13 protein-coding genes are annotated in these 19,157 nt (G+C 70.3%); 3 read left to right on the forward strand and 10 right to left on the reverse strand.

What is annotated here, in order from left to right; genetic code table 11:
• Positions 1-29: 29 nt before the first annotated feature.
• The 8 genes from ACIRQP_RS00700 to uvrA form a co-directional block, all read right to left on the reverse strand.
• Entirely contained in the window at positions 30-2,993 is a 2,964-nt protein-coding gene (locus tag ACIRQP_RS00700; protein ID WP_403881240.1) for a M14 family zinc carboxypeptidase, read from the reverse strand.
• A 255-nt stretch (positions 2,994-3,248) separates the two neighbouring features.
• Positions 3,249-4,238, reverse strand: coding sequence for a DNA-binding protein WhiA (whiA, locus tag ACIRQP_RS00705; protein ID WP_030353658.1), 990 nt, complete (start codon positions 4,236-4,238; stop codon positions 3,249-3,251).
• Positions 4,229-5,263 carry a uridine diphosphate-N-acetylglucosamine-binding protein YvcK gene (yvcK, locus tag ACIRQP_RS00710; protein ID WP_403881243.1) on the reverse strand — a complete coding sequence of 345 codons (1,035 nt, stop codon included), beginning with the start codon at positions 5,261-5,263 and terminating at the stop codon, positions 4,229-4,231. Before yvcK ends, whiA begins: the two co-directional genes overlap by 10 nt.
• The gene (rapZ, locus tag ACIRQP_RS00715; protein ID WP_403881246.1) at positions 5,260-6,198 is read right to left on the reverse strand and encodes an RNase adapter RapZ; all 939 of its coding nucleotides are present in this window, start codon (positions 6,196-6,198) and stop codon (positions 5,260-5,262) included. The genes yvcK and rapZ overlap by 4 nt, the downstream gene beginning before the upstream one ends.
• Positions 6,191-8,278, reverse strand: a complete 2,088-nt coding sequence (uvrC, locus tag ACIRQP_RS00720; RefSeq protein WP_403881249.1) for an excinuclease ABC subunit UvrC — start codon at positions 8,276-8,278, stop codon at positions 6,191-6,193. The genes rapZ and uvrC overlap by 8 nt, the downstream gene beginning before the upstream one ends.
• Positions 8,279-8,338: 60 nt before the next feature.
• Positions 8,339-8,767, reverse strand: a complete 429-nt coding sequence (locus ACIRQP_RS00725; RefSeq protein ID WP_403881252.1) for a Rieske 2Fe-2S domain-containing protein — start codon at positions 8,765-8,767, stop codon at positions 8,339-8,341.
• A 65-nt stretch (positions 8,768-8,832) separates the two neighbouring features.
• Complete coding sequence (locus tag ACIRQP_RS00730) at positions 8,833-9,747, reverse strand: alpha/beta fold hydrolase (RefSeq protein WP_403881255.1); 915 nt, start codon at positions 9,745-9,747, stop codon at positions 8,833-8,835.
• A gap of 102 nt (positions 9,748-9,849) precedes the next feature.
• On the reverse strand, positions 9,850-12,825 hold the full coding sequence (gene uvrA / locus ACIRQP_RS00735; RefSeq protein ID WP_403881258.1) for an excinuclease ABC subunit UvrA: 2,976 nt from the start codon (positions 12,823-12,825) through the stop codon (positions 9,850-9,852).
• A 230-nt stretch (positions 12,826-13,055) separates the two neighbouring features.
• On the opposite strand from uvrA, the gene ACIRQP_RS00740 reads away from it, so the two are divergent.
• From ACIRQP_RS00740 to ACIRQP_RS00750, 3 genes are all read left to right on the forward strand, one after another.
• Positions 13,056-13,742 (forward strand): maleylpyruvate isomerase family mycothiol-dependent enzyme, encoded by a 687-nt coding sequence (locus tag ACIRQP_RS00740; protein WP_403881261.1) that lies wholly within the window; start codon positions 13,056-13,058, stop codon positions 13,740-13,742.
• Positions 13,743-13,752: 10 nt separating this feature from the next.
• Positions 13,753-14,406: an MBL fold metallo-hydrolase gene (locus ACIRQP_RS00745; RefSeq protein WP_403881264.1), complete on the forward strand. Its 654-nt coding sequence runs from the start codon at positions 13,753-13,755 to the stop codon at positions 14,404-14,406.
• Between the two features lie 211 nt (positions 14,407-14,617).
• Positions 14,618-15,664, forward strand: coding sequence for a S66 peptidase family protein (locus tag ACIRQP_RS00750; protein WP_403881267.1), 1,047 nt, complete (start codon positions 14,618-14,620; stop codon positions 15,662-15,664).
• Positions 15,665-15,804: 140 nt separating this feature from the next.
• Here ACIRQP_RS00750 and ACIRQP_RS00755 read toward each other — a convergent pair whose 3' ends face one another.
• Complete coding sequence (locus ACIRQP_RS00755; RefSeq protein ID WP_403881270.1) at positions 15,805-16,821, reverse strand: TerC family protein; 1,017 nt, start codon at positions 16,819-16,821, stop codon at positions 15,805-15,807.
• A 231-nt stretch (positions 16,822-17,052) separates the two neighbouring features.
• Positions 17,053-18,972, reverse strand: coding sequence for a TerD family protein (locus ACIRQP_RS00760; RefSeq protein WP_403881273.1), 1,920 nt, complete (start codon positions 18,970-18,972; stop codon positions 17,053-17,055).
• Between the last annotated feature and the right edge of the window lie 185 nt (positions 18,973-19,157).

Raw genomic sequence — 19,157 nt, forward strand, 5'->3', positions numbered from 1 at the left:
GAGCCGCCGCGGACCCGGTGCCCAGTGGGTCAGCGCCGCAGCGCGCGCAGCGCCTTGCCGAGCAGCGCCGCGCGGTCCCCGGCGTCCGGCACATGCTCCAGGCCGAATCCGAACAGCACGGTGTTACGCGTAGTGACCGACGCGTAGGAGGCGAACAGTTCCTGGGAGCGCGTCCAGTCCCCCTCCACGACGGGGCTCCCGGCCGGCGCCCCGGGCGTGGTCCAGCCGCCGAGGGAGGTCTCGAAGCCCTCGGACTCGCGGTCCGCCCCGCCCACGACGAGCCTCGCGTCGTCCGCGAAGAGCCCGAGTCCGCCGCTGCCGGGGTCGGTGATGTAGCTGAGCGAGATCTCGGCCTTCTTGCCCGCGTAGGCGCTCAGGTCGAAGGAGACCTGCCGCCAGCCGTTCGAGTTGCCGGTGAAGCTGTTCCAGGAGCCGCTGGTTCCGGTCGCGGCGCAGCCGTCCGCGCCGAGGGTCAGATAGTGACCGAGGAAGGGATGGCCTTCGAGGTAGAACCCCGCCTCGCACTCGGTGGGGACGGCCGCCCTGGTCGCGCCGCCGGCCTCGGGAAGGGTGGTCCAGTCCTCGGCCCCGGCGGTGCGGGCCTCCAGGGCGGCGTGGTCGTACCCCTGCTCCGTGTTCCAGTTGAGCGCGAAGCGGAGGGCCGGCTTGTCGGCGGCGGTGACACCGGTGAGGTCGACGGTGCGCGTGAGCCGGCTCCACTCGCTGTCCTGGTGGAGGGCGGCCGCCATCCACTGGCCGGCGTACGGGGCGTACGGGTTCGCGACCCCCGTGTACGAGCCCGACGCGGCGCTCTTGAACTGCGGGAACTCCTTCGGGTCGAGGACGTCGGAGGTGACGGTGTAGGAGCCCGCGGGGTTCAGCGGGTTGCCGGGCAGCCCGGCGAGCGGACCGGCAGCGCCCGCGAGCGCTCCCGTACCGGCGAAGCCGGTGGCGCCGGGCGTGGACGTCCGTCCGTACGCGCCCAGGTAGTACTGGCTGAAGTCGTTGGTCACGGTCCGTCCGACCTGGGCGTTGCCGCCCGCGAGCCGTCCTGCCTCGATCAGCTTGCCGCCCTCGTTGAGGAAGGCGCGCAGGGCCAGTTGCGCGTCGCCGCCCGGCGCGGCCGCGCCGGTGTAGTGGACCGCGGTGGAGAAGTGGCTGAGGACGCCCAGCGGGTGCGGTGCGCCCTGGGTGGCGACATCCCAGACGGCAGGGGTACGGCCGTTGGCGCGCAGGGCGTCGGTGTAGGCGCGGAGCTGCTGCGCGGGCGCCCCCTCCTCGGCGACAACGAGCGTGTCGGCGCGGGGGCGTTCGGCCACGGTGTAGCTGAAGTGCTCGCTGGAGGTGGACTTTCCGCTCCTGGTCCGTCCGGTGAACCAGACCTCGACGGTGTCACCCGGACGAGCGTCCTCGATCTCGGCGCGGTACTCGTCGAAGTGGAGGTTGTCCTCGCCCCCGTAGGTCTCGCCGCCCTTCCAGGTCTTGAGGTCCTCGTCGTGCGTACGGCCGCCGTTGACGCGGTAGTTGAGCTCCTTGTCACGGACCGATCTGCGGGCGGTGACGGAGACCTCCTGGTCGGCGCCGCGCGCGTACGAGGTGGTGAACGGGTCGGGGGTGAAGTCGGGGGCGGTCAGGCCGACCGAGGAGGAGGGCTGGTCGGGGTGGGCGGCGGTCTCGGCGACGGAGAGCGCGAACGGGACGTTCTTGGCGAACTCGTCCTGGATCAGCTTCTCGTCGTCGGGGAAGTTGAAGCCGGACCGGCAGTCCCTGGCCTCCCAGGCGTCGTCCGGGTCGAGGGCGGACGCGGTCTGGCAGGTGGTCATCTCCGGGGTGAACATCATCGTTCCGTTGACGTTCGCCGCGTGCCCGTCGGCCTCGCCGTTGGTGGTGTACAGCTCGGAGGAGACCTGCGGGTAGTAGCCGGGGACCGCGGGGTTCTCGGGGGTGCCGGCGAGCGCCTTGTAGAGCACGTCGTCGGGCGTCGGGGTGGCGACCTGCCAGCCCACGCCGTAGAGGAGCAGTTCGGCGGCGGAGTGGTAGTTGATGCCGTAGTCGAAGCCGATGCGCTTCTGGAAGCGGTCGATCGCCTGGGTCTCGGGCTCGGAGCCGGGACCCGCGCCGCGGTAGGTCTCGTTGGCGGGCAGGGGCGACGAGCCCTCGTCGTCGTAGCCCCACTTGTAGGAGAAGTTGCGGTTGAGGTCGACCCCGTCGCCGGGGGCGATCTTTCCGTCGCCGTCCACGTCCCGGAGGTTCTTGCGCCACAGTCGGGAGCTGTCGGAGCTGTGGGTGTAGTCGTAGCCGTCGGGGTTGGCGGAGAGGACGAACCACAGTTCGGTGGAGTCGACGATCTTGGTGATCCGCTGGTCCTTGCCGTAATTGTCGATGTAGTGGTGCATCAACCGGCGTGTCATCTCGGGAGTGATCCACTCCCTGGCGTGCTGGTTGGACATGTACAGCACGGAGGGCTTGGCCCCGTCCTTGGTCTTCCGGGCCCCCTTGCTGAGCTTGAGGGCCAGGATGTCCTGGCCGTTGAGGGACTTGCCGATGGAGACGACCTTGGCGATCCCGGGGTTGGCCTGTCCCGTCTCGACGATCTCCTCCTGGAGGTTGCCCGCGCCGCTGTACGGGCGGAACACCCCGTCCCCCGCCGCCCGCAGCCGGGCGTCAGCCGTCGCGGGGACCTTCCGTTCGGTGGCCTCGACCCCCTGTTTCGCGAGGGCGCGCGCCTGTGCGTCGGTGAGGAACAGCTCGACGTTCGCCGTCCCCTTCTCGGGAGCCCGCTCGGTCAGTTCATGGGCGTCCTGGCCGGCCGCGAGAAGCAGCGGTATCTGCTCCTTGGTGACCTCGGCGTCGAAGACCTTCACGGCGTCCGCGCCCGGTGCCGCCTCGGCTCCCGGCGCGGATCCCGGCTGCGCCTGGGCGATCGGCGCCGCCGTGATACCCGCCAGCAGCAGTGCGCCCGCCGCGAGGATCGATCCCGCTCTTCGTCTCATGTGCCCCCCTTGCTGTTGTCTGTCACGTCCGTGGACAGACGCCAGGCTCACCACGCTTCATGATCATGTCAAGGGTGCACCAAGGGGCGGCAAAATGCCTGCTGCCGACACCTATTCGGCGCCGGCAGCGGGCAGTTGGGGACGGCGGGCGGACTCAGAGTCTGTCGGGTGACCTCTGATCGGGCGGCCACGCGGTCTGGCACGTGCGCTTCCGGACCGCGTCCGCTCTCCGATCGAGGGCCTCCCGACAGGCTCTCAGCCGACGAGACCGTCGGCCAGATCCTCGCTCAGATTGGACTCCGTACCCGGAATCCCGAGGTCCTGTGCCCGCTTGTCGGCCATGGCCAGCAGCCGCCTGATCCGGCCCGCGACCGCGTCCTTGGTGAGGGGCGGGTCGGCGAGCGCGCCCAGCTCCTCCAGGGACGCCTGCTTGTGCTCCATCCGCAGCCGGCCCGCGGCGGCGAGATGCTCGGGCACCTCCTCGCCGAGGATCTCCAGCGCGCGCTGCACCCGGGCGCCCGCCGCGACCGCGGCCCGCGCCGAGCGGCGCAGATTCGCGTCGTCGAAGTTGGCGAGGCGGTTGGCCGTGGCGCGGACCTCGCGGCGCATCCGCCGCTCCTCCCAGGCCAGCACCGACTCATGGGCGCCGAGCCGGGTCAGCAGCGCGCCGATCGCGTCGCCGTCCCGTACGACCACCCGGTCCACCCCGCGCACCTCACGCGCCTTGGCGGCGATCTGGAGCCTGCGGGCGGCACCGACCAGCGCGAGGGCCGCCTCGGGGCCGGGGCACGTCACCTCCAGCGAGGAGGAGCGGCCCGGCTCGGTGAGCGAGCCGTGTGCCAGGAACGCGCCGCGCCACGCCGCCTCCGCGTCACAGGTGGCACCGGAGACGACCTGCGGGGGCAGTCCGCGGATCGGGCGGCCCCGGCCGTCGACCAGTCCGGTCTGCCGGGCCAGCTGATCACCGCCCGTAATCACCCGTACGACGTAACGGCTGCCGCGGCGCAGTCCGCCCGGGGCCATCACGACGAGCTCGGAGTTGTGCCCGAAGATCTCCAGGATGTCCTTCCGGAGCCGGCGCGCGGCGATGCTGGTGTCCAGCTCCGCCTCGATCACAATGCGGCCGCTCACCAGGTGCAGCCCGCCCGCGAACCGGAGGATCGCCGAGACCTCAGCCTTCCTGCAGCACGTCCGGGTGACGGGGAGGCGGGCGATCTCGTCCTTCACCGCTGGCGTCATCGCCATGGGCCGATCCTTCCATGCATCCGAAAAATACGGTCGTACGCGGCTGCCAACAGCTCCGGATCATGGACCGGGGAACTGTCGGGCGCTGCCACCGGCGCCAGCTCGACCGCGGCACCGAACCGCTTGGCGGCATCGGAGAGTGACTCGCGGTCGGGCACGGCGGCCTGGTCGGCCAGCACCACGTCCAGGGCGAGTTTAGGGGCGTGTCGCCCCAAAACCTCCAAATGACGCTGCGGTGAGAAGCCTTCGGTTTCGCCGGGTTGCGGCGCGAGGTTCAGCGAGAGGACCCGGCGCGCCTTCGTCTCGACGAGTGCGTCGTGCAGCTCGGGCACCAGGAGATGCGGGATCACCGAGGAGAACCAGGAGCCGGGGCCGAGCACCACCCAGTCGGCGTCCAGCACCGCGGCGACCGCCTCGGGGACGGCCGGCGGGTCGTGCGGCACCAGATGGACGGACTGCACCTCACCGCGGGTGAGCGCGACGGTGGCCTGGCCGCGCACCGTGTCGACCTGGTCGGGGCGCGCCGGGTCATGGCCCCGTACGAGCGCCTGGAGCTCCAGCGGTACGGCGGACATGGGCAGCACCCGGCCGTGCGCCCCGAGGAGCTTGCCGACCAGGTCGAGGGCCTGCACATGGTCGCCCAGCTGCTCCCAGAGGGCGACGATCAGCAGATTGCCCACCGCGTGCTCGTGGAGGTCGCCCTGCGACTGGAAGCGGTGCTGGATCACCCGCGCCCAGGTCTGGCCCCAGTCGTCGTCGCCGCAGAGCGCCGCCAGGGCCTTGCGCAGATCGCCGGGCGGCAGGACGCCCAGCTCCGCCCGGAGGCGACCGCTGGAGCCGCCGTCGTCGGCGACGGTGACGACGGCGGTGAGATCGCCGGTGATCCGGCGGAGCGCCGCGAGGGAGGCGGACAGGCCCATTCCACCGCCGAGTGCGACGACCTTGGGCTGGGCGCCGCGCCCCCGCGCCGACAGCGCGGGGACTCCCCTGCGCAACCGGCGCATGCGGAAGGTGCGTCCGGTCACTCGCGCCCCATGTCCCGGTGGACGACGACGGTCTCGATGCCTTCGGAGGCGAGGCGCGCGCCGAGCTTCTCGGACATGGCGACGGAACGGTGCTTGCCGCCGGTGCAGCCGACGGCGACGGTCACATAGCGCTTGCCCTCGCGGCGGTAGCCCGCGGCGATGAGCTGGAGCAGCTCGGTATAGCGGTCGAGGAACTCCTTGGCGCCCGGCTGGTTGAAGACATACGCGGACACCTCCTCATTGAGCCCGGTGAAGGGCCGCAGCTCGGGGACCCAGTGCGGATTGGGCAGGAAGCGGCAGTCCACCACCAGGTCGGCGTCGACCGGCAGGCCGTACTTGTAGCCGAACGACATGACGGTGGCCCGCAGCTCCGGCTTCTCGTCCCCGGCGAACTGGGCGTCCATCTTGGCGCGCAGTTCGTGGACGTTGAGGCTGGAGGTGTCGATCACCAGATCCGCGTCGCCGCGCAGCTCCCGCAGCAGCTCCCGCTCCGCCTCGATGCCGTCCACGATCCGGCCGTCGCCCTGGAGCGGGTGCGGGCGGCGTACGGACTCGAAGCGGCGCACCAGCGCCTCGTCGGAGGACTCCAGGAAGACGACCCGCCGGGTCACCTCCTTGGCGTCGAGGTCGGCGAGGGACTCGCGGAGGTTGTCGAAGAACCGCCGCCCCCGTACGTCGACCACGACCGCGATCCGCGCCACATTGCCCTGCGAACGGGCGCCGAGCTCCACCATGGTGGGGATCAGCGCGGGCGGCAGGTTGTCCACGACGAACCAGCCGAGGTCCTCCAGACACTTGGCCGCAGTGCTGCGGCCCGCGCCCGACATACCGGAGATGATCACCAGTTCGGGGATGGCCGCGTCGACGGCCTCACCCGTCTCGTTTGTGGTGCCCGTACTCACGTGCCCTGCTCCGTCCCGGTCGTGCTCAGTCATGCGTACTGCCCCCGTCGTCTTCCATGATCTCTCCTGTTGCCGTGTTCACGGCGGGCGCCACCGGGGCCGCCTTGGCAAAGGCCACGACGACGGACTCGGCCGTTTTGCGACCCACGCCCGGAACCTCACAGATCTGGTCGATTGTCGCCTGCCGCAGCTTCTTCACCGAGCCGAAATGCTTGATCAGCGACTGTTTCCGGGACTCACCGAGGCCCGGCACATCGTCCAGCGGGCTGGACCTGACGCGTTTGGCCCGCTTGGCCCGCTGGTACGTGATGGCGAAGCGGTGCGCCTCGTCCCGTACGCGCTGGAGCAGATAGAGCCCCTCGCTCGACCGGGGCAGGACCACCGGGTCGCTCTCGTCGGGCAGCCAGACCTCTTCGAGGCGCTTGGCGAGACCGCAGACGGCGACATCGTCGATGCCCAGCTCGTCCAGGGCCCGCTTGGCCGCCGCGACCTGCGGCTGTCCGCCGTCGACGACCACCAGCTGGGGCGGATAGGCGAAGCGCTTGGGGCGGCCGTCGTCCTCACGTCCGGGCTGTTCCAGCCGCTCCAGCTGCTCCAGCGGGCCGGCCCCCGCTGCGGACTCCTCGGGTTCGGCTGAGGACGCCTCGGACTCGGCTGAGGACGCCTCGGACTGATCCGGCTGCTCGGGCTGCTCCGGCCACTCCCCGGTCCGTTCCTTCTCCTGGAGGTAGCGCCGGAAGCGCCGCCCGATGACCTCGTGCATCGACCGGACGTCGTCCTGTCCCTCGAAGGTCTTGATCTGGAACCGGCGGTATTCACCCTTTCGGGCGAGGCCGTCCTCGAAGACCACCATGGACGCCACGACGTCGTCACCCTGGAGATGCGAGATGTCGAAGCACTCGATTCGCAGCGGCGCGCTGTCCAGACCGAGGGCCTCCGCGATCTCCTCCAGGGCCCGGGAGCGGGTGGTGAGGTCGCTGGCGCGCTTGGTCTTGTGCAGGACCAGTGACTGCTGGGCATTGCGCCCGACCGTCGCCATCAGGTCCTTCTTGTCGCCGCGCTGCGGAATCCGCAGCGAGACATGGGCCCCGCGGCGCTCGCCGAGCCACTGGGCGACGGCCTCCGCGTCCTCCGGCAGGGCGGGGACGAGCACCTCCTTGGGGACGGCGTCTCCGCTCTCCTCCCCGTACAGCTGCTGGAGCGCGTGCTCGACGAGCCCCGCCGTCTCCACGGCCTCGACCTTGTCCGTGACCCAGCCACGCTGACCGCGGACCCGGCCGCCGCGGACATGGAAGATCTGTACGGCGGCCTCCAGTTCGTCCTCGGCCACCGCGATGAGGTCGGCGTCCGTGGCATCGGCGAGCACGACGGCGTTCTTCTCCATCGCGCGGCGCAGCGCGCCTATGTCGTCGCGCAGCCGGGCCGCCTTCTCGTACTCCATCTCCTCGGCGGCGTCCGTCATCCGCTGCTCAAGACGGCGGATGTACGTGCCGGTGCGGCCGGCCATGAAGTCGCAGAATTCCTCGGCCAGTTCGCGGTGTTCCTCGGGGGTGACCCGGCCGACGCAGGGCGCCGAGCACTTGCCGATGTAGCCCAGGAGACAGGGGCGGCCGGTCCGCGCGGCGTTCTTGAACACCCCGGCGGAGCACGTCCGTACGGGAAAGACACGGAGCATCAGGTCGACGGTCTCGCGGATGGCCCAGGCGTGGCCATAGGGGCCGAAGTAGCGCACGCCCTTCTTCTTGGCGCCGCGCATCACCTGGACCCGGGGGAACTCCTCGTTCAGCGTGACGGCGAGGAACGGATAGCTCTTGTCGTCGCGGTACTTGACGTTGAAGCGGGGGTCGTACTCCTTGATCCAGGAGTACTCCAACTGGAGCGCCTCGACCTCGGTGGAGACGACGGTCCACTCGACGGACGCCGCGGTGGTGACCATGGAGCGGGTACGCGGGTGCAGACCCGCGAGGTCCTGGAAGTAGTTGGCGAGCCGCTGACGCAGGCTTTTCGCCTTCCCGACATAGATCACCCGCCGGTGGTCGTCGCGGAACCTGTAGACCCCCGGCGAGTCGGGGATCTGTCCCGGCTTGGGGCGGTAGCTGGAGGGGTCGGCCATGCCGTCCACCCTACTGTCGGGGACCGACAGCGGAACCGCGCCGGGGGTCCGCGACGGCTCTCAGGCCCGGGGGCCCGCGATGAGCTTGCCGCCCTCCGCCGTAACCGGGACCTCGGGCAGCGACGCGGTCGCCGGGCCCTGGATCGCCGCGCCGGTGGTGACGTCGAACCTGCTGCCGTGGCACGGGCAGTCACCCACCGTGCCCTCCAGCTTCTCCAGGAGGCAGCCGGCGTGGGTGCACTGCGCGCTGAACGCCTTGTACTCCCCCTTCGCGGGGCAGCTCACCACCAGTCGCTGCTCCCGGTAGAGCTTCGCGCCGCCGACCGGCACCTCCGCCGCCGCGCCGAGGTCGACCGGTGCGGTGGGGGTGGGGGTCTCGGCGTGGCCCAGCTTCGACTCGGTGGAGCAGGCCGCCACCCCCAGCCCGGCCACCCCGGCGAGCGCGGCGCCCTTCAGCACGGTGCGGCGAGCGGCGGACGGGCCGGCCATGGTGTCTCCACTGGGTCGGGGGTCGGTGACATACGCGACGATACCGGGGCCGTTCCGGCGGCCCTTCAGCGGCTGCCCCGCCGGTGGCGCGCGCCCCCGAGGAACGTCCCGACCGCCGCCCGGAAGCCTTCCGGGTCCTCGGTCCAGGGCATGTGTCCGGCGCCCGCCAGCGTCGTCCTGGTCACGTCGGGGAGCGCGCGCTCCAGCGAGTCCACGGACCAGCGGGGCCGGATGTCGTCCTCCCCGTCCACGATCAGTACGGGGACACGCAGCGCGGCGCACCGCTCCCGCAGCCCGTGCGTGGCCGAGGGCCGCCTCAGCTCCGCGCCGATGGTGGCGTTGCACACGTAGTTGACGCCGAACCACGGGGTCGCCATGGCCTCGGCGTGCGCCCGCGCGCGGTCGCGGTCGCGGTCGGTGAAGTCCACTGACCACTGGAGGATCGCGTACTCCCGGTCCTCCGCCTCCGTACGGCCGTCGCCGCGCTCGCGCAGTTCCTCCCAGCGCTCCCGGTCGCTCCCGCGCTCGCCGAGCCTGCGGTGGAACGCCTCCCTGAACGCCGGATGCCAGGTGGAGTCGTCGTCGATGCCGGTGCCCGAGACGTAGATCAGCCCGCCGACCCGGGAGGAATGGGCCAGCGCGTATTCGAGGGCCAGCCGCGCGCCCCAGGAGTGGCCGAGCAGCGTGACCCGGTCCAGCGCGAAGTGGCGCCGTACGGCATCGAGGTCGGCGATCGAACGGCCGGTGCTGTACGGGCCCGAGCGCTGGGAACGGCCGCTGCCCCGCTGGTCCCAGCGGTACGCCGGGGTGCCGGGGAGCAGGGCGGCCGGCTCCTCCAGGGTGTCCCAGAGGCCCGGCCCGCCATGGCAGAGGATCACGGGCTCGCCGGCGCCGCCGTCCGTGCGCGTGGCCCAGAGCCGTACTCCGTCGTCCGTCAGAACCGTCTCGTCCCTGCCGCCTGTCGCGGCCGTCTCGTCCATCCCGGGATTGTGCCGAGTCCGGGAAGGACGGGACAGCCGCTTTACGAGGCGACGCGAGGCGCGGGCCGTCGGCGCCCCGGGTCAGGTCCGGCGCACGGCGTGTCAGGCCCGTCGCGCGGCGGTCTTCTTCGCCGCCGTCTTGGCCGGTGCCTTCGCCGCCGTCTTCGCCGGTGCCTTCTTGGCCGCCGTCTTCCGGGCCGTGGCCTTCTTCATCGGCGCCGCGTCGCTGATGCTCTCGGCGTCCAGGATGTCCCGCAGGAACTTCCCGGTGTGGCTGGCCGGGACTCCGGCCACCTGCTCCGGGGTGCCCTCCGCGATCACCAGACCGCCGCCGTTGCCGCCCTCCGGTCCCATGTCGATCACCCAGTCCGCCGTCTTGATGACGTCCAGGTTGTGCTCGATCACGATCACCGTGTTGCCCTTCTCGACCAGTCCGGAGAGCACCGTGATCAGCTTGCTGATGTCCTCGAAGTGCAGACCGGTCGTCGGCTCGTCCAGGACGTAGACCGTGCGGCCGGTGGACCGCTTCTGCAGCTCGCTCGACAGCTTCACCCGCTGCGCCTCGCCGCCCGAGAGGGTCGGCGCGGACTGACCCAGCCGCACATACCCGAGACCGACCTCGTTGAGCGTCCTGAGGTGCCGCGAGATCGTGGGGACGGCCTCGAAGAAGTCCAGGGCCTCCTCGATCGGCATGTCCAGCACCTCGGCGATGGACTTGCCCTTGTAGTGGACCTCCAGGGTCTCCCGGTTGTAGCGGGCTCCGTGGCAGACCTCGCACGGGACATAGACGTCCGGCAGGAAGTTCATCTCGATCTTGATCGTGCCGTCGCCCGAGCAGTTCTCGCAGCGGCCGCCCTTGACGTTGAAGGAGAAGCGCCCGGGGAGGTAGCCGCGGACCTTGGCCTCCATCGTCTCGGCGAAGAGCTTGCGGACATGGTCGAAGACGCCGGTGTACGTGGCCGGGTTGGACCGGGGCGTACGGCCGATGGGCGACTGGTCGACATGAACGACCTTGTCGACCAGATCGTCGCCGTCGACCCGGGTGTGCCGGCCGGGCACCGACTTCGCGCCGTTCAGCTCGCGCGCCAGATGCGTGTACAGGATGTCGTTGACCAGCGTCGACTTGCCGGAGCCCGAGACTCCGGTGATGGCCGTGAACACACCCAGCGGGAAGGACACATCGATGTCCCGCAGATTGTTCTCCCGGGCGCCGTGCACGGTGAGCTGCCGGCCCGGGTCGATGGGCCGGCGGATGCCCGGGGTCGGGATGGCCTTCTTTCCGGAGAGGTACTGGCCGGTCATCGACTCCTTGTTGGCCAGCAGTCCCTTCAACGGTCCCGAGTGCACGACCTTGCCGCCGTGCTCACCGGCGCCGGGGCCGATGTCGACCACCCAGTCGGCCACCTTGATGGTGTCCTCGTCGTGCTCCACGACGATCAGGGTGTTGCCCATGTCACGCAGCCGGACCAGGGTCTCGATCAGCCGGTGGTTGTCCCGCTGGTGCAGACCGATGGACGGCTCGTCCAGCACGTACAACACCCCGACCAGCCCCGAGCCGATCTGCGTCGCGAGCCGGATCCGCTGGGCCTCGCCGCCGGAGAGCGTCCCGGCCGCACGGTTCAGCGAGAGGTAGTCGAGGCCGACGTCGACCAGGAACTTGAGCCGTTCGTTGACCTCCTTGAGCACCCGTTCGGCGATCTTCTTGTCCCGGTCGTTCAGCTTGAGCTCGCCAAGGAAGTCGGCGCAGTCGCTGATCGACAGCGCGGCGACCTCGGCGATGGACTTCTCCATGACCGTGACCGCGAGGACGATCGGCTTGAGGCGCGTGCCCTCACAGGTCGGGCAGGGGACCTCGCGCATATAGCCCTCGAAGCGCTCCCTGCTGGTGTCGCTCTCTGCTTCGGTGTGCCGCCGCTTGACGAAGGAGACCGCCCCCTCGAAGGCGGGGCTGGTGTAGGCGCGCTCGCGGCCGTACCGGTTCCGGTACCGGACCTCGACCTGAGTCTTGTGGCCGTACAGCAGGGCCTTCCTGGCGCGCTGCGGCAGTCCGGCCCAGGGGATGTCCGTACGGAACCCGAGGGCCTTGGCGAGGCCGCCGATCTGCCGGCCGAAGTACTCCCTCGTGTGGCCGTGGGACCAGGGGTGGATCGCGCCCTCGTCGAGGGACTTGTCCTCGTCGGGGACGATCAGCTCCGGGTCGACCTCCATGCGCGTACCGATACCGGTGCAGTCGGGGCAGGCGCCGAAGGGCGAGTTGAAGGAGAAGGAGCGGGGCTCCAGCTCCTCGAAGGAGAGATCGTCGTACGGGCAGTACAGATGCTCGGAGTACATCCGCTCGCGCTCGGGGTCGTCCTCGGGGAGGTCGACGAAGTCGAGCACGACCATGCCGCCCGAGAGACCGAGCGCGGTCTCCACCGAGTCGGTCAGCCTGCGCTTGGCGCTGTCCTTCACCGTGAGGCGGTCGACCACCACCTCGATGGCGTGCTTCTCCTGCTTCTTGAGCTTGGGCGGCTCGCTGAGCTGGATCGTCTGCCCGTCGACCCTGGCCCGGCTGTAGCCCTTGGTCTGCAGATCGGAGAAGAGATCGACGAACTCGCCCTTGCGCTCACGGATGAGCGGCGAGAGGACCTGGAACCGGCTGCCCTCGGGCAGTTCGAGCACCCGGTCCACGATGGCCTGCGGCGACTGCCGGGAGATCGGCCGGCCGCACTCGGGGCAGTGCGGCTTGCCGATCCTGGCGAAGAGCAGCCGGAGGTAGTCGTAGACCTCGGTGATCGTGCCGACCGTCGAGCGCGGGTTGCGCGAGGTCGACTTCTGGTCGATGGAGACTGCCGGGGAGAGCCCTTCGATGAAGTCGACGTCCGGCTTGTCCATCTGGCCGAGGAACTGCCGGGCGTACGAGGAGAGGGACTCCACGTACCGGCGCTGTCCCTCGGCGAAGATCGTGTCGAACGCGAGAGAGGACTTGCCCGACCCGGAAAGCCCGGTGAAGACGATGAGGGAGTCACGGGGGAGGTCGAGCGACACGTTCTTGAGATTGTGCTCGCGCGCGCCACGGACGATGAGACGGTCGGCCACGCCGGTCCGCACCTTTCTGAAGAGAACCAAGGGGCGGAGCCCCCTTCCCACACTAATGGGGGTCGCCAGAACGATGGATTGCCAAGTGGTCGATTGCCGGGCTTCGGAGCGCCGGGCGGAGATTGCCTACATGCCAGGATGCCTCTTCTGAGCTTATAGCACGTGCATTCGATTTATGGCTGCCCTTCACCGTCTTCACCCGATCGAGTGGCGGCGCTATCGTCGGCGCCATGATCGACCACGAGCGTGACCTGGCGGCTGTACGCGAAGCGACGGAGCGGCTCCTCAGCGCAGCCGCCCGACTGGACAACGCGGCCCTTTCGGCGCCGTCACGGCTCCCGGGCTGGAGCCGAGGACATGTGCTGGCGCATCTCGCCAGGAACGCGGACGCACTGGTCAATGTGCTCGAAGGCCGTCCCATGTACCGCGACGCCGCGACGCGTGACGCGGACATCGAGCGGGACGCACCCCGCGCGCTGGATGTCCAGCTCACCGATGTACGTAACACCGCCGACGGCTTCGAGCATTCCGCGGCCGCACCCGCGGACTGGACGCGCGTCATCACGATGCGCAACGGCGTCACGGATCTGGCGGCCCGCGTCCCGTTCCGCCGGCTGATCGAGATCGAGCTGCACCATGTCGATCTCGGTATCGGCCGCGAGCTCGAAGATCTGTCCGAGGAGTTCACCGAGCGCGAGACCCGCTTCCTCGTGGAGCGCTTCGCCGGGAACGCCGAGGTCCCGCCGCTGGCCCTGACGGCGCCCGACGGACGGAGCTGGCGCACGGGCCGTACGGAGGGCACCCCGCTCGCCGTGAGCGGAACCGCCGCGGACCTGATGGGCTGGCTCGCGGGCCGCAGGGACGGAGCCGCCCTGAAGTCTCCGGACGCCCCCCTCCCCGTACTGCCCCCGCTATAGGCTGACCCGTATGACGTACAGCGGAGCGGTGAAGGTCGGCGGACCGGCGGATGTGCATGAACTGCCCGCCCTGATGATCTCCAAGGTCGCCGTCGGGCCGATGGACAACAACGCGTATCTGCTGCGCTGCCGGGCCACCGGCGAGCAGCTGCTGATCGACGCGGCCAATGACGCCTCCACGCTGCTGACCCTGATCGGTGACGACGGCATCGCGTCCGTCGTCACCACGCATCGCCATGGAGACCACTGGCAGGCCCTGGCCGAGGTCGTGTCGGCCACGGGCGCGCGGACGTACGCTGGGCGGTACGACGCCGAGGCCATCCCCGTCCCCACCGATGTCCCGGTCGAGGACGGGGACACGATCCGCGTCGGTGAGATCGAACTCACCGCCCTGCATCTGGTGGGTCACACCCCCGGCTCGATCGTGCTGGTCTACGACGACCCGCACGACCACGCGCATCTGTTCACCGGCGACTGCCTGTTCCCCGGCGGCCCCGGGAGGACCGGGACCCCGGCGGACTTCACGAGCCTGATGGATGGGATCGAGACCAAGATCTTCGCGTCTCTGCCGGACGAGGCGTGGATCTACCCCGGCCACGGCAACGACTCCACCCTCGGCGCGGAGCGCCCGCACCTCGCGACCTGGCGGGCGCGCGGCTGGTAAGAGGCCGCGCGCACAGGTGGGGCGGCGTCCAAGTGAGTCCAAGTGACGGGGAGCGGCTCGGCCGATAATCAAGCGGCCCGGCCGATAATCACTCGATGACGGCCGGGCCGCGTCCCTAGACGTACTGGGGAGATCCCGACAACGCGGCGAGCGTGCGTGCCGGGCGCCGCCGGGCAGGCGGGACTTTGAAGACACGCCCTAGGATCGCCGCATGCCGACCCCCGCGTATCCGCCCAAGCCCCGGCCCGGCGACCGGATCGGAGTGGTCTCGCCGTCCTCCGGGCTGCCGGGTCGTTTCCCGCTGCCGTACGAACTGGGCCTCGACAGGCTGGCGAAGGACTTCGGGCTGGTGCCCGTCGAGTATCCGGCGACCCGCACGATGGGATCGACGCCCCGGGAACGGGCCGACGACCTGCACGCCGCCTTCGCGGATCCGACGGTGAAAGCGGTGATGGCGAGCATCGGCGGGGACGATCAGATCACCGTGCTGCCGCTGCTGGACCGGGAACTGATCCGGGCCCACCCCAAGCCGTTCTTCGGCTTCAGCGACAACACCAATCTGCTGGCGTATCTGTGGAACACCGGGATCGTCGGTTACCACGGCGCGAGTGTGATGTGTGAGCTGGGCCGGCCGGGCGCGATGGATCCCCTCACCGCGGAGTCCCTGCGGGCCGCGCTGTTCACCTCCGGCACATACGAGCTGCGCCCCGCCGAGCGGTTCCGCGATGTGGACGGCGACTGGGCCGACCCGGAAGCGCTCGCGGTGGAGCCGGTGACCCGGCCGGGCGGCGGCTGGAGCCTGTACGGACCGGAGCGCGTGGTGGAGGGCCGCAGCTGGGGCGGAAATCTGGAGATCCTCTCCTGGCTGCTGATGGCGGACCGGGAGATTCAGGGCGATCTCTCCGCCTACGACGGCTGTGTGCTGCTGCTGGACACCTCGGAGGACATGCCTTCCGCCGAGGAGGTGTTCTGGATCCTGCGCAGCATGGGCGAGCGAGATCTGCTGCGGCGCTTCCCCGCGCTGCTGATGGCTCGCCCCAAGACATGGTCGTTCGCGCGGCCGTACGGCCCGGAGGAGGCGGCCCGCTACGCGCGCGAGCAGCGGGCGGCGGTCCTGCGCGCGCTGGCCGCGTACGCCCCGGACACCATGGCGGTCTTCGACGTGGACTTCGGGCACACCGACCCTCAGCTGGTCATCCCGTACGGCGGCACGGTGCGGGTGGACGGGCCCGCGCGGCGCATCACCGTCACGTACTGAGGTCGGGTACCGGGCCGTACGGGAACGCGAGAGGGGGCGAGCGGCAGTGCTGCCGCTCGCCCCCTCTCCGTTCCGCCTGTTCCGTTCGGCCTGTTCGGCCTGTTCGGCCTGTTCGGCCTGTTCGGCCTGTTCGGCGAGGATCAGGCTTGGATGCTGTCCTTGCTGTCCTTGCTGTCCTTGCCGCTGTCCGTCTCGGCGGCGGCCGCGTCGCGCTCTGCCTGCTTCTTCGACGCGATCAGGCTGGTGATCGTGGTGACGATCAGAACACCGCAGATGACCGCCAGCGAGACCGGAATGGAGATCTCGGGGACTTGCACCCCGGTCTCATGCAGCGCGTGGAGCACCAGCTTCACACCGATGAAGCCCAGGATGACCGACAGACCGTAGCTAAGGTGCACCAGCTTCTTGAGCAGCCCCCCGATGAGGAAGTAGAGCTGCCGCAGACCCATCAGGGCGAAGGCGTTGGCGGTGAAGACGATGTACGGATCCTGGGTCAGACCGAAGATCGCGGGGATGGAGTCCAGCGCGAACAGCACGTCGGTGGTGCCGATGGCCAGCATGACCACCATCAGCGGGGTCAGGATCCGCTTGCCGTTGCTCCGGATGAAGAGCTTGGTGCCGTGGTACTTGTCGGCGACCCCGAAGCGCTTCTCGATGGACTTCAGGAGACGGTTCTCCTCGAACTCCTCTTCCTCGTCGTCCGAGCGTGCCTCCTGGATGAGCTTCCAGGCGGTGTAGATCAGGAACGCGCCGAAGATGAAGAAGACCCAGGAGAAGCTGGCGATGATCGCGGCGCCGGCCGCGATGAATATGGCGCGCAGAACCAGGGCGATCAGCACACCGATGAGCAGCACGCGCTGCTGCAGATGCGAGGGCACCGAGAACTTCGCCATGATCAGGACGAAGACGAAGAGATTGTCGACACTGAGCGACTTCTCGGTGATGAAGCCGGCGAAGAACTCGCCGGACGCCTGGCCCGTCCCGAACACCATCAGACCGAGGCCGAACAGCGCGGCGAGGGCGATCCAGACGATCGTCCAGATACCGGCTTCCTTCATCGACACATCATGGGGCTTGCGCCCGATGAAGAAGTCGACAGCGATAAGGGCGGACAGACCGAGAATGGTCAGCACCCAAAGGGTCAGGGAAACGTCCACTGTGCCTCCGGCTTCGTACGGCTACTGATCAGCGTCGTCGCTGCCGGAGGTCTCTTCCACCCGGACGGCTCTGCCGCTCCGGGCCGACGCCCCGGGATCGATGGCGATCCGTATTGACGGGCACGTCGCGATGTGGGAGTACTCCCCTCCGCTGCGAAGAAGAGTACAGGAAAGGCCAAGGAAAGGTAAAGAAATAGGTAAACGATCGCCAAGTGTGCAGGTCAGAGGAGGTCAGCGACGCCAGGAACGGCGAGCGGACGCCACCCGTTCCAGGACCTGGAACAGCACCCGGCTGCCCGGCGGCACCGCCGGTGGTTCGTAGGTCCAGGCATGGCCCACCCACGGATCGGCGAGGTGATCGTCCGGGACGGGGGTGACCCGGAGCAGCATGCGCCAGAGCGGATCGAGCACCGGTCCGTACGCGCTCGCGTCCTCGCGGTCCGCGACCATCAGCAGATGCACACCGACCGACGGACCCTCGTCGGCGAGATACCGCAGCTGGGTGACCGCGCGGTCGTCGAAGCCGTGCGGGAAGTCATTGACGATCAGCAGCTGCTCGCCGGTGTCGAGGCCGGGCGGCAGTGACTCGGCCGCCCCGCCCCGGATCGCCATCTGCACCAGATCCACCCGCCGGGTGAGCGTCGCGAGGACGGTCGCGACTCCCCCGGCGCCCGTCGCGGGCGGCTGGTCCAGCACCCCGGACGCGGTCAGCGGGGCCAGCGAGCGCGCCCCCGAGCCGGCCGGATCGATCACATGGACGGTGAACTCGCCGGGCGGGTGGACCGCCAGGAGGCGCGCGGCATGGGCGACCGCGGTGTCCATGGCCAGCCCGCGCAGCTGGGCGTCGTCCATCATCAGCGCGGCCTCGGAGCCGGAGCGACCGCTGTCGACCCAGAGCCCGCGCTCCAGGGGCAGCCGCACCAGCATCGGTATCCGCAGATCGGGGCGCTCGGGCAGATGGACATCGCCGAGGCGGAGCGCCATCGGCATCTCCATCGGAACGCGGTAGCCGTGCCAGACGGGGTTGTCCCAGCGGGCGTAGGCGGGCGGCAGCGCGGGCTCGACGACCTCGGACTCGGCGACGAGCTGGGCGAGATCGCGGTCGAGGACCTCGCGCGCCTGGCCCGCGAGCTGGTCGTGCTTGGCGCGGGCGGCCTCGCGGGCTTCGTCTCCCGCTCCGCCGATGCGCCGGCGGGGGTCGGAGAGGACGCGGTCCAGCTCCTGGTCGAGCCGCGACTCGGCGAAGTCCATGGCGCTGCGGTACGCGGCGGTCGTACGGGCCAGGTCTTCGAACATGCTCCAGACCTGGTTGTAGAGGCGCTCGTCCATGGACCAGCCCGTGGCGTCGCCCGCGACCGGACGGGGCGGCCGGCCCGGCTGCGCGGGGCCCGCGGCCGGGGGCGGAGTCGGAGGCGTGGAGGTACGGCGGCCCGGATGCGTGTAGTTGACCGCGCCGCCCGCGCCGGACTGCGGAGCACCGGACGACGGCGGTCCGGACGATGACGGCGCGGGGGCGGGCTGCGGGGCCACGGGCAGCCCCTCGGACCTGCGCCGCCCGCCGTCCGTCGCACCCGGCAGCGGTGTCTGTACGGCGCTGGCCAGATGGCGGGCCACCGCCTCCTGGATACCGGCGGCGAAGGCGCGGGCCTGCGCCAGGCCCTGGTCGCCGAAGAGCTCGGCGAGGCCGCCCGCGTACCCCTGGCCGACGGCCCGGACCTTCCAGGCGCCCTGGCGGCGGTACAGGTCCAGGGCCACGACGGCGGTCTCGGAGTCCAGTCCGGTGAGGGTGAAACTGGCGACCTCGGCACCCTCGGTGGAGGTGACGGCCGCGAAGGGGGCGGCGGTGGCGCCGAAGCGGTCGGGACCACCGACGCCCTCGGGGAGCGCGAGCAGCACACGCACCAGATGCACGCGCGGGGGCAGGGCGTCCAGATCGACATGGAAGCGCAGGCCCGCGGCGGCCTGGCGGGACACCTCGATGCCCGGGAGCGAGGGCGAACCGGGGTGGACGATCCACTCCGTGCCGCCCACGGTGCCCTGGGCGTCCGCGAGCGTGGCGCAGGCCATGAGCGGTGCGCCGGCCGTCACCCGGATCTCCAGTCGGGTGTGGGGCAAGGGGTGGTTCTGCCCCCGGACCAGCTCGGCCGTCATCGCCTCTGTCCCCTCATCGGTTGCGCGTCAGTGTTCAGGTGTGGGTAGTGAGTGTTCGGTGCTGGGTGTACCGCTGTGTACCGGTGTTCTGGTACGGATGCTCGCGTGCGGGGGGGGTGCGGTGTCACATCGGAGGCGCGGCAGCCCCCGGTGGCCCACGCCGGCCTCCGGGAGCTGCGTGTACG

Source organism: Streptomyces sp. NPDC102274 (assembly GCF_044766385.1).
In the GTDB taxonomy this organism is placed as follows: Bacteria; Actinomycetota; Actinomycetes; order Streptomycetales; family Streptomycetaceae; genus Streptomyces.